The sequence below is a fragment of the Lichenifustis flavocetrariae genome (assembly GCF_026130545.1).
Classification (GTDB): Bacteria; Pseudomonadota; Alphaproteobacteria; order Rhizobiales; family Beijerinckiaceae; genus Lichenihabitans; species Lichenihabitans flavocetrariae.
Genome location: NZ_JAMOIM010000079.1, coordinates 1 through 11,263, shown reverse-complemented (window position 1 = coordinate 11,263; position 11,263 = coordinate 1). Strand labels below are relative to the sequence as shown.

8 protein-coding genes and 4 pseudogenes are annotated in these 11,263 nt (G+C 61.8%); 3 read left to right on the top strand and 9 right to left on the bottom strand.

Annotated features, from left to right (window positions below; all coding sequences use genetic code 11):
- The 7 genes and pseudogenes from M8523_RS34570 to M8523_RS34540 all read right to left on the bottom strand — a co-directional run.
- Positions 1–265: hypothetical protein (locus M8523_RS34570; RefSeq protein WP_282589352.1), on the bottom strand; the 265-nt coding region annotated here is incomplete at its 3' end.
- A gap of 130 nt (positions 266–395) precedes the next feature.
- Entirely contained in the window at positions 396–632 is a 237-nt protein-coding gene (locus M8523_RS34565; protein ID WP_282589351.1) for a hypothetical protein, read from the bottom strand.
- 25 nt (positions 633–657) lie between these two features.
- Positions 658–969, bottom strand: a complete 312-nt coding sequence (locus M8523_RS34560; protein ID WP_282589350.1) for a hypothetical protein — start codon at positions 967–969, stop codon at positions 658–660.
- A 28-nt stretch (positions 970–997) separates the two neighbouring features.
- Positions 998–1,153 carry a hypothetical protein gene (locus M8523_RS34555; RefSeq protein WP_282589349.1) on the bottom strand — a complete coding sequence of 52 codons (156 nt, stop codon included), beginning with the start codon at positions 1,151–1,153 and terminating at the stop codon, positions 998–1,000.
- Between the two features lie 384 nt (positions 1,154–1,537).
- Positions 1,538–2,650 carry an aminotransferase class V-fold PLP-dependent enzyme gene (locus M8523_RS34550; RefSeq protein WP_282589348.1) on the bottom strand — a complete coding sequence of 371 codons (1,113 nt, stop codon included), beginning with the start codon at positions 2,648–2,650 and terminating at the stop codon, positions 1,538–1,540.
- Between the two features lie 59 nt (positions 2,651–2,709).
- Positions 2,710–4,106, bottom strand: a pseudogene (gene recD2, locus M8523_RS37030) (SF1B family DNA helicase RecD2); the annotation flags it as partial.
- A gap of 304 nt (positions 4,107–4,410) precedes the next feature.
- Positions 4,411–4,923, bottom strand: a pseudogene (locus M8523_RS34540) (IS110 family transposase); the annotation flags it as partial.
- Positions 4,924–5,268: 345 nt separating this feature from the next.
- Here M8523_RS34540 and M8523_RS34535 point away from each other — a divergent pair.
- Both M8523_RS34535 and M8523_RS34530 read left to right on the top strand, forming a co-directional pair.
- Positions 5,269–7,260, top strand: coding sequence for a methyl-accepting chemotaxis protein (locus M8523_RS34535; protein ID WP_282589347.1), 1,992 nt, complete (start codon positions 5,269–5,271; stop codon positions 7,258–7,260).
- Between the two features lie 161 nt (positions 7,261–7,421).
- Positions 7,422–9,860, top strand: a complete 2,439-nt coding sequence (locus M8523_RS34530; RefSeq protein ID WP_282589346.1) for a HAMP domain-containing methyl-accepting chemotaxis protein — start codon at positions 7,422–7,424, stop codon at positions 9,858–9,860.
- Between the two features lie 53 nt (positions 9,861–9,913).
- On the opposite strand, the gene M8523_RS34525 is transcribed toward M8523_RS34530, so the two are convergent.
- Positions 9,914–10,279 (bottom strand): hypothetical protein, encoded by a 366-nt coding sequence (locus M8523_RS34525; RefSeq protein ID WP_282589345.1) that lies wholly within the window; start codon positions 10,277–10,279, stop codon positions 9,914–9,916.
- Between the two features lie 421 nt (positions 10,280–10,700).
- On the opposite strand from M8523_RS34525, the pseudogene M8523_RS37025 reads away from it, so the two are divergent.
- A pseudogene (locus tag M8523_RS37025) lies at positions 10,701–10,966 on the top strand (transposase); the annotation flags it as partial.
- 78 nt (positions 10,967–11,044) lie between these two features.
- Here M8523_RS37025 and M8523_RS34520 read toward each other — a convergent pair.
- Positions 11,045–11,263: pseudogene (locus M8523_RS34520) on the bottom strand (hypothetical protein); the annotation flags it as partial.

Genomic DNA, 11,263 nt, shown 5'->3' with positions numbered 1-11,263 from the left:
TGAGGCCGCTGGAGGGCTGATAACGGTCCGCGAGCGCGTGATTGGGCACACAACAGGCGTGTCTCATGCCCTCGCGGCAGCGATCAGGTCCGGCACACCGACCAGGGTAATAGTCCGCCTGATGTTGTAGGCGAGCGCTGTCAGGCTGCACCGGGCCAGGACGCGTCTTGTCACGGACCGCACAGCCCTGATCAAGCAGCTCCGCGCCTTGCTTCTGGAACGCGGTATTGTCGTCGCCCAGGGTCGTCAGCGGCTTGAGAAGCATCTCGTTCTCATGCTGGATGACGGCGCCGTGCCACCCAGCACGCTGAGCCCGCGAGCGCTGTTGCTGATCGACGACATATGGCAGGAATGGCGCGAGTTGGACCGCCGCATTGCCGCGCTGACGACGGAATTTATGGCGCGGGCTCGCGAAGATGACGCCGCACGACGGCTGACCACGATTCCCGGCTTCGGTGCTCCTCGACGAGGTGCTCCTCGGTAGGCCCGGTTGGCTTGTGCTCCGCGACGAGTGCATCGAGGAGAGCCCGATACTCGTCGCCATCTTCCCAAGGCAGAACGGTGTAGCGCGACAACACTCCGTGGCGCAGAGCGTTGAAGCGCGTCAGTTTGGTGCCTTGTGTATCAGCCATGGGGCAACTCCATTGTTGATTATGTTCAGAAGTCCCGCTTCCCGGCTCGCCGGTCGAGCCGGGCAAGCAGACGCGCGGCCTCCGCCGCAAACAGCTCCTCAGCCTGCACGTCAGCTTCGATGGCCTTGTCGAGCAGTCGCTCGTAGGTGCGGTTCCACATGCCCTTTGGGCGCTGCGGAAATGTCGAGAGCGGGCCGGCTTCGCCGCCAAGCCGGGTCCGAATCGTGTTGGACCTTCGTCGGGCGCGGTCGAGGCTATCCTCACTCTGACTCGCATGGGCCAGGCGGTAGCAGTGGCGGCATAAAAAGTACCGGCCAGCCCCATAGAGCTTCACCACGCGCCGTCGACACGGGATAGCTGCGCGTCTATGCCGGCTTCATGGTGGATCGCCCCTGCTCGTGGGTCATGTAGACCTTCGGGTCCATGCCGAGCCAAATTGCGGCGGCGTCGGGGGTGGCGAGGCCGGCTGCCTGGCGCGCCTTGATGAGGCGGGTCGCGAGGGCGGCATTCGGCGGCGGCATGCCATCGCAACGCGGTCGGGCTATGGATGTCCGCGAGAAAGGCGCCCTAGCTTTGAAATGGGACTAGGGCGCCAGTCAGGGTCTCAATAGATCCGACTGAAAAGGACTGCTTGAAACCGCCTCAGCTTGCCCGATGGGCTGCAGATTGCACGGGCGAAATTAAGATGTGGTTCACCATCAAGGTTACGCCGTCCTGCTGTCACCAGCCATGCGCTTAGGCATCCAATTCTGCCGGCACGCCTCATGCATAAAGGTTTCTGCCCTTGTTGGGCGTTCCTCCCTAGACTTGGGCCGCCCTGCAAGGGGCGGCCTCTTTCTTGTCAGGCGTTCGCCGCAAAAGACGACGAGATCTCGGCGAGAACAGCCAGATGCACCTGGAGACGTTCAGCCGCTCAGCAAAGAGACAACCTGATCGACCTGCTCGCTCGTGTTGTAGAAGTGTAGCGAGAGCCGAACCCGGCCGTTTCGAACCGACGCCACCACGCCTGCTTCGGCCAGCTGCGCTGCAGCATCGGATCGTTGTGGCTGAAGGGAGAAGATCGTCGAACCATGGGCTGGACCGTGGTCGAGGAAGTCGATCCCCGCTTCGTGGAGACATCGGCGCATCTGGCTGGCAAGATCCGCATTATGTCTACCGATCCTTTCGAGGCCGATCGCGTGATGGCATCGAAGGCTTTCGACCTCACCGAGCGCATTGAACCACGCCAATGACTGGTCGAACCGGGAGGCCGTCGGTGATAGTGCCATCTCGGGCCCGTAGAAGCTGGCGAAGGGCTCCGCCGCAGCCTTCCAGCCCGGGGCGACCGGCATCATGGCGTCGCGAAGATGTGGCGCGAAATACCCATATCCCATCCCGCGCGTGCCCAGCAGGAATTTGTGGCTCGGAACCGCAAGGGTGTCGATCCCGAGCCCGGCAGCGTCGATCCGTAAAGCACCGACCATCTGGGCTCCATCGACATAGAGGAGTGCACCGGATCGATTGGCGATCTCACGCAAGGCCGCCACGTCGACCCGATAGCCTGTCGCGGATTGCACGCCCGACACCGCGATCAATCGGGTGTTCGCGTCGGCAGCTGCCGCGAATTGGTCGACGGTCACGCCGCCGCGTTCAAACGGCAGCAGACGGATCTCAAAACCTGCGGATTTGAGCTGCAACCACGGAAACAGCGCGGATGTGTATTCCTGGTGGCCCACCAGGATGTTGCCACCGCATGTCGATGTCCGAAGGTGGGCCGCGACCTGGTCCGCGACAGCACTTGCGGTCGGAATCAAAGCCACGCAGTCCGCCGAGACATTGATCATCTCGGCAAACAGCTGTCGCGCTCGCTCGCCGGCCCGTTCGGCCTCCATATAGTCGAACCGTCCGGCCGCCCATGCGGCAGCCGCTGCCTGAAGAGCATCGACGGCAGGCTTTGGACCCACGCCGGTTGCGGCCGTGTTCATGTAGATGGAGGAGCCCAGATCAGCGAACAGCGAGGCGGTTTCAGGCAGCGACATGGATCACCCTCTCATCGGTCAAGTTGGCATTGCTGGCGACCTGCTTCCACGATGGTCGTTCATTGATAGCCGTCATACAGCTGCGAAAGCTCGTCCTGTCGGCTACTGCCCGTGGTGCCCTTCATGGCCAGCCATTCGCGCAATTTCGACCAGCGCCGGCGGCGAGCCCGACGCTGCCCCACCAGAACGACGAGCTTCTTGCCCCGGGTGACGCCGGTGTAGAGCAGGTTTCTGGCCAGCATCGTGTAATGCTGGGTCATCACAGGAATGACCACGGCCGGGTATTCGGAACCCTGGCTCTTGTGGATCGTAGTGGCGTAGGCCAGCACCAATTCGTCCAGTTCCCCGAACCCGTAGACGACCTCACGGCCGTCGAAGGTCGCAACGAGTTCACCGGCTTCCATGTCGAGCCGCGCGACAAGGCCGAGGTCACCGTTGTAGACCTCGCGATCGTAGTTGTTCTCGACCTGCATGACCTTGTCGCCGGGCGCGTAGGTCCAGCCGAACCGTTCCACCTTGGTATCGCCCGGCGGGTTCAGCACTCTCTGCAATTCGATATTGAGCGAGCGTGCGCCGACGCCACCCCGGTTCATCGGACAGAGCACCTGGACGTCCCGGATCGGATCCAGGCCGAAGGCCTTGGGAATGCGATGGCGAACCACGGCCAGAACTTTCGCCAGGGCCTGCTCTGGATCAGGGGCATCGACAATATAGAAGTCGGATCTCTCCCCGTACACCTGGTCGGATGCCGGCATTTCACCCCGGTTAATTCGATGGGCATTGACGATGACCCGGCTTGTGGCAGCCTGCCTGAACACCTCCGTGAGCCGGACGACCGGCACGGCACCCGACTCGATCACATCGCTCAAGACCTGCCCGGGTCCTACGGATGGGAGCTGGTCGATGTCACCGACCAGCAGCAGCGCCGACTTGTCGGGGAGCGCTCGCAGCAACGCTCGCATCAGCAGCACGTCCACCAGCTGGTCTCGTCGACGACGAGCAGTTCGCAGTCGAGCGGGTTGGTCTCGTCCTTGCGAAAGCCGCCGTTCTTGGGATCGGTTTCCAGAAGGCGATGGATGGTCTTTGCCTCGACGCCGGTGCTCTCCGTCAGTCGCTTGGCGGCGCGGCCCGTCGGCGCGCACAGGGCGACCTTCACCGCCTTCGCCACAAGCGCCTTCAGGATCGAGTTGACCAGCGTCGTCTTGCCGACCCCTGGACCACCGGTGATCACCAGGACCTTGCTGGACAGGGCGAGGCGCAGCGCCTGCCGCTGGCTGTCAGCCAGGGTGATGCTGTTCCTTGTTTCAAGCCACGGGATGGCCTTGTCCACGTCGATCTTAGGCCAGGGTGGGGGCCCATTCGTCAGCACGCGCAGCCGGTCGGCAATGGCCTACTCGGCGCGATAAAGCCCTGCCAGGAAAATGCAGCGGAGATCCTCGACCGTGTCGGCGATCACGGCACCGTCTTGGCCCCGTGACCGCGAAGCTGTGCGAAATGGCCATTTGCAGGTCGCTCACGATTTCGGCTGGTTACAGGTGAGTTGAGGGGGTCAACTTTTGACAGAATGAGTGTTTTGTTAAGTTAGCGCTCCGGCTTCGGGAAATGCGTGGCTTTCCCGAAGCCCTTGGAGCAGTTCGAACCGGTAAAGTCTCAAGAGTGGCTTCCGTTCTCGCCTGAATCTGCGACACGCTACCCTCCAAACGAGGAACCAACGCCTTTTCAGCCGGTGGCCAAAACGCACAGCTTCGCGGTCACGGGGTCAACTCGCGGATGCGAGCCTCGACCCCAATCTTGCCAACAACGCCGACCTTCAGGTCGAAATTGCGCAAGGTGCCGCGCAGGTCGCCCTCCACATCGAGCATCTTGCGTTGGACAAGCGTGCGCGTGGTCAGCAGCATCCGCTTTTCCTGGCTCGCTAGTGTCTTCACGTGGACCGGCCTGAACAGGCCGACGCGCATCATCTGCGCAATACCCCGCTCGTCGTGCCTGTCGGACTTGTTGACCTGCTGCGCTTTCAACAGCGACTTCATGTGACGCGTTTCAACGCAGATCACCGGCAGGCCAGCCTCCTCCATGCTGTTCACCAGCCACTGCGAGAGCGGGCCAGCCTCAATGCCGATCCGGCCATAGTCCACATCGATTGACCGCAGCAGTGTCACGATGTCGTCCGGCTCGGAGGCCACCTTCTGCTCGGTCACGACCTTCCCGGTTTCGTCGACGACACAGACGGCCGACTCCTTCACCGAAACATCCAAGCCCACGAAATGTGCCATCGCCGTCGCTCCATTCCTCGATGCTCGAAGTCAGACCTGACTTCCCGAACATCATATGCGAAGGGGGCAATTTGGCTCTCGATCTCAGATCGCGCCGCAGCCGCCGCGATACACCATCTTCCGAGGTGTCTCAGGCAACCCTGGGGCGCAGGAAAGTCGGTCCTCGCGCAAGGTCGCGCAGGCTCACGGTATAGTCTTATTTTACTTTGATTGTATTTGATATGTCCCGAGCTGCGCACCTTCTGCCCGTACGCGACTTTCATTTACATTATCGCAGTAGCCTCAGATTCGATTTCGACCCCTGCCGACACTCCGTTGATATTTATCGCGAACCTGTGATCCGACATGCTCGATGATTTGGAACTGCGTACAAAAACCCTCATTCCGCTTGGCATGATGGCTCTGGTGATTCTGGCCATGGCGGCGTTCGGGGCCCGCAATCTCTTGTCCGTGAGCGAGACGGCAAGCGACATCATCGAGCATCGGGATTTGGCAATTACCCGGGTCATTCGGACCGCGCGACAAATGGGTGTCACCCTCGATTCAGTGGCCGGCGCATTGATTTTCGATAGCAACAGCGCGGCTGGACGGGAGGCAGCAGAGAACTTTCCCAAAGCTGTCGCAAAAGTGGGAACGCTGTTCGATGAGGCTATAAAACTTGCCCCGAGCAAGGCTGCCAGTTTTGCCAGGTTCAAGGAACGTTTCAGCGTCCTCGCCGAACAGGCCAAGAAACCGATGCAGATCGGCCTGGACGCGCCCTCGTTGACGCTTGGAGACAAACTGAAGCCCGACGATCTGAACAAGATGGCGATCGGAGCGGTTCTGCTCGGCGACCTTCAGGGACCAATGAAATCCTTGCTCGACGATTTGACGAAGTTCGACGATGACTTCTTGCTCGAGAACGCACAGGCTGCGGCCGATCTGCAAGCGCAGTCGAACAGCGCGCTGGTGATGATGGGGATCGTTGGAACGCTTTCCACCCTGATGGCGGGCGCATTCTCGGTCTGGCTATCATCGACTAAGATTGCAGGTCCGCTTGGGCGCTTAGCGGAGAGCATGCGCGCCCTTGCCCAGGGCAAGTTGACTGTCGAGGTCTATGGACAGGCTCGCCGTGACGAAATCGGCGACATGTCCAAGGCCGTGCAGGTTTTCAGGGACAATGCTCTTCATGCAGTGCAGCTGGAAAAGGAGGCGAGCAGCTCCCGCGCGGTCAACGAGGCCGAGCGCATTCGTACCGCCAGCGAGCGCGCTGCCGCTGCCGAGGAGCAAGCCGAGGTCGTGCGCCGTCTCGGCGACGGGTTGCAAGCGGTTGCGACCGGCGACCTCACGGTCCATCTCGACGAAGGCTTCTCCGCCACTTACGTGCAGATCAGGAACGACTTCAACGAGGCGGTCGCCAAGCTCAAGGAAACCATGCTGGCGGTCGTCTCCAGCACCGAGGCGATCCGCTCGGGGACGCAGGAGATCGCCACCGCGTCCGACGATCTGTCCAGGCGCACCGAGCAGCAGGCCGCAAGCCTGGAAGAAACAGCAGCAGCGCTCGACGAGATCACCGCGACGGTTAAAAAATCAGCGGAGGGCGCGAGTCACGCTCGCAAGGTCGTCTCCGATGCCGATGCCGATGCCAAGCAGAGCGCGACCGTGGTGCGGCAAGCCGTCGTGGCGATGGACGGCATCGCAACGTCCTCAAGCGAGATCAGTCAGATCATCGGAGTGATCGACGAGATCGCCTTCCAGACCAATCTGCTCGCGCTGAACGCCGGGGTGGAAGCCGCACGGGCCGGCGAAGCGGGCCGTGGCTTTGCAGTTGTGGCCTCCGAGGTGCGGGCGCTTGCCCAGCGCTCGGCGGAAGCTGCCAAGCAGATCAAAGGCCTCATCTCTTCTTCGAGCAGCCAAGTGGATCGTGGCGTCAAGCTGGTCGTGGAAACCGGCGACGGGCTTCAGCGCATTGTGGCACAGGTGTCCGAGATCAATAAGATCGTCGGTGAGATTGCGGCCGGCACAACCGAGCAGGCGGCGGGTCTGCAGCAGATCAACATCGCCATTAACCAGATGGACCAGACGACGCAGCAGAATGCCGCCATGGTCGAGCAGTCGTCGGCGGCCAGCCAGTCGCTGTCGCAGGAGACAACGCAACTCGCGGGTCTGGTCGGCCAGTTCCGGGTCGGTCAGGGGAGCGATACGATGCAGCGCGAGTTGCAGAAGGCCGCCCCGCAGGGCCGACGGCAGCAGAGCGCGCCCTCGATCGCCCTCGTTCGTAAGGCCGCACCAAGTCGCAAAGTTGCGAACGGGATGACGGGCATGGTCAGCAATGCCGGAGATTGGCAGGAATTCTAGTTTGAGCTTGTGGAGCAGCGTGGGATCCGGACGCCGATCGATATCGTAAGCGGTTGCTTCGAGGATCTGGCGAGGAGTCGTGACACAAGGCCGATCCACAATCATTGCCCCTTTCGCCAACCGGCGTTGAGACGCTCCACCCACCAATTGAGAGGTCTACCGTGAGATTGACGATCAAGGCCAAGCTGGGATTGGCGTTCGGAGGCATTCTGGCGCTGATGGGCGTCGCGGGTACGCTGGGAGTCAGCAGCCTGTCCTCGGCCAACAGCCGCCTGCAGGACTTCACGGCACAGCCCTTCACCCGGGTTCAACGTGTCGGCGAGCTCAACACCAAGGCCCTGACGACGACCCGAATCCTCTCTCTGGCACTGGCGGAGCAGACCGACGCCGGCAAGGCCAACCAACGCAAGACGTTCAGCGACACGGCCGCCGAATTCGACACTGTGCTGAAGCAATATGCCGACGCGCTGCCGGCAGATGTACGCGATGCCTCCCTGCAGCCGGTTAGGACAGCCTGGACAACCTACCAGGTTGAGACCGCCAAGGCCTTCGACATGACACAGCAGAACGCGCAAAACAGGGGAACTGACCTCGCTTTCGGCAAAGCCGCAGACGCCATGGGGCAGATCTTGGCTGCGGCAGGCGTGCTGGAAGCAAAGCTGAAGACGGCTCCGAACTTCGCACAGATCGCGGAACCCTTGGGCGTGCTCCGCTACGATCTTCAGACGGCTGTGGTCCTGGACTTCCAACTTATCGCGGCAACAGACGACGCACAGGTTAAGGCACTGAACGAGGGCTTCGCGGCTACCATCGGAAAGATCGACAAGGAGCTGGCGGATCTCGGCGCGGCGATCGCACCGGATGTGAAGCCACAGTTCGACGCCGTTCAGTTGGCGTGGCAGTCCTACACCGCTGCTGCTCGCGAAGTCGCCCGCTTGGCCAGTGTCAACTCGGACGCCAAGGCCGCAGCCATGGTGACCGCGGGGGGCGCCAAAGACGCGCGTGATATGTTGCTCGCGGAAGTTGGCAAGCTTGCGGCCTACGAGCGCCACGTCGCGGACGGCTTTCTGTCTGACGCACAATCCACGTATGAGCGGACGCGAATGGTCTTGATCAGTGTCGTCGCGGCAGCCGTGTTGGCGGGTTTGGTGATGGCCATATGGATCGCCCTGTCGATCTCGCGTGGACTAGGCCTGGCCGTGGCTCTCGCCAACGCGGTCGCCGAAGGAGACCTCAGCCGCACGGTTGTGTCCAAGACAGACGACGAAGTGGGAGATGTCCTTACGGCTTTGAATCGCATGACCATCAACCTGAATGCGACGGCCTCAGTCGCCAACAGCATTGCCTGCGGTGATCTGTCGGTCGAATCCAAGCTGCTCTCGGACAAAGACACACTTGGCCTCGCCTTCGGGCAGATGATCAAAAGCCTGAACGCAACCGCAGCCGTTGCCGATGCCGTCGCACTTGGCGACCTTTCTGTCACAGTGAAGCTCCTGTCCGACAAGGACAGACTTGGTATCGCCTTTGAGCGGATGGTGAAGAACCTCAATGCCGCCGCCAGCGTGGCGGACGCCATCGCTGGCGGCGATCTGACCATCGCAACCCCGCGGCTGTCTGACAAAGACAGACTTGGCATGGCCTTCGAGACGATGGTGGGCAAGCTGCGCAATATTGTCGGTGACACTGTGACCGCCGCGGAGAATATGGCGGCTGGGAGCCAACAATTGTCGGCCAGTGCGGAGCAGCTGTCACAGGGCTCGACCGAGCAGGCCTCCTCGACCGAAGAGGCCTCTGCCTCGATGGAAGAAATGGCCGCCAACGTGAAGCAGAATGCCGAGAACGCCAGCCAGACCGAGAAGATCGCACACCAGTCTGCTAAGGACGCCGAGGCGAGTGGCGTGGCCGTGGGCAGGGCCGTCGAGGCCATGCAGACCATCGCCGAACGGATCACCATCGTTCAGGAGATCGCCCGCCAGACCGACCTCCTGGCCCTCAACGCCGCCGTCGAGGCCGCCCGCGCTGGAGAGCATGGTCGCGGCTTCGCGGTCGTGGCCTCAGAGGTCCGCAAACTCGCCGAACGCAGTCAGGTCGCCGCGACCGAGATCGGCAAGCTGTCTTCAGAGACCGTCAAGGCGGCGCGCGACGCGGGCGGAATGCTCGCGAAGCTCGTGCCCGATATTAAGCGCACCGCCACACTCGTCGAGGAGATCACCGCCGCCTGCCGCGAACAGGATGTCGGATCGATGCAGATCAACCAGGCCATCCAGCAGCTCGACAAGGTGACTCAGCAGAACTCAGCCGCTTCGGAGGAAGTGTCCGCGACCTCCGAGGAACTCGCGTCGCAGGCCGAGCTCCTGCAGCAAACCATTGCCTTTTTCAAGATCGGGGCCACGCCGGCATCCCAAGCGCCGGCCAAGGCCGTTTCGCATCCAGTCGCGCAAATGCAACGCAGGGTGGCAGAGCATGCCAAGACCATCCGCACCCCGGTCGTACCAAAGCCGCAACGCAGTCAAAAGACCCCCAAAACCGGTGGCGGCTTCGCGATAGACATGACAGGGGGCGAGGACGAGCAGGACATGGACTTCCAGCGAGTTTCGTGACAGCCGGAGCCGCGTCCTCCGGCGCGGCATCAAGACTTCGGCTCTCTCCGGGGTCAGTTGAAGATACGTGTAGTCACGGCTCTGAAGCGGGGCGGTTCTGACGCGTTTGGCTGGCCGGCGATCACGCGCAACTGCGGATCGAGCAGATGGCGCGGCTTCACGAGGGCGAGGGCGGCCGCCAGCCCGCGCAGATTCTGGATCTGGTCGGGGCGGAACAGCGTCGCCACGGACTGCCCGAGCAACTCCCCGAGGGGCACGCCCAGCAGGCGGGACGTGTCGCCAGCGGCCTGTAACACCTCCAGCGTGTCGGCATCCAGCACCAGCATGGCGCCGTGCAGCAGGATCGCGCCGGGTATGTGGATCGGCTCAGGCGAATTGAGCCGCGTCAAGCCGCGCTGGACGACGCCACACACTTCCATGAACCGATGGGGCCTGAGCAGTTACGGTAATAGCTATACCTGTGCTTGAACGAAAGTTTCCAAAGGGGCAGAATGGGTTCTTCCTGAAGGGAAAAGAAGCGGACAGAGCTCTCAAATCTATTGAATGCTTTTATACCTTGGAGTTCCGGACTAAGAATGAACAGCTCGACTTGTCGTCCGGCGGTACGGGGATGGTACGATTTCATGTTAGCGGGCTGTTCAACGTTGCCCAAACAGCATCTTCGACGACAAAAAATTACACATTGCAGGAACTGGAGGCTTCGGTCGACTTATTGGCCAGGCTCTCGAATAGCAAAGGCAGTTCGCGTTAGAACCCTTCCGATAAGGGTTGTGGTGTGAGCAAGAGCGGGGGTTGAGTGGCCGGGATCTGGATGACGCCAGGAGTGTGCTGAAGCCTGACCTGGAAGCGCCATATGGACCCGACCCCCTCCGCTGGCGGCAGCATAGCCGTGCGGGTCTTCGATACGAACCGATTCGACCGACACGGAGTGGGCTGTTGTCGAGCCGCTGCTGCCCATGCCTGCGTCGTTTGAACGCCCGCCCGTGTGGCCGATGCGGGAGATCCTGAACGGGATCGTCTTCGTTCTGCAGGGCGGTATCGTGTGGCGGCATCTGCCGAAAGATCTGCCGCCCACCTTCGCGACCAGACGTTCGTGGGTCAGATGGTGGAGGTCTGCAAAGGGTTGAGACTACCAATACCAACCCGTCATGACTAATAAGCGTATGCGGTTGCCGCAGCGAGCATCAACCGGCGAAGCGTCCGCCCGGCTGTACCAACGATTCGGCTACCTGCTTGGTCAGAAATGGTCTACTTGGCTGCCTATCTCTATACCCCGGCACCATCGGCGCGGGGATGGCCAGAGCCTCGAACGCGGGCTTGGCCAGGAGGTAGCCCTGGATCAGGCGAACGCCAAAGTCTTGCAGGACGCCCAGCTCACCGATGGTCTCAATACCCTCGCAAAG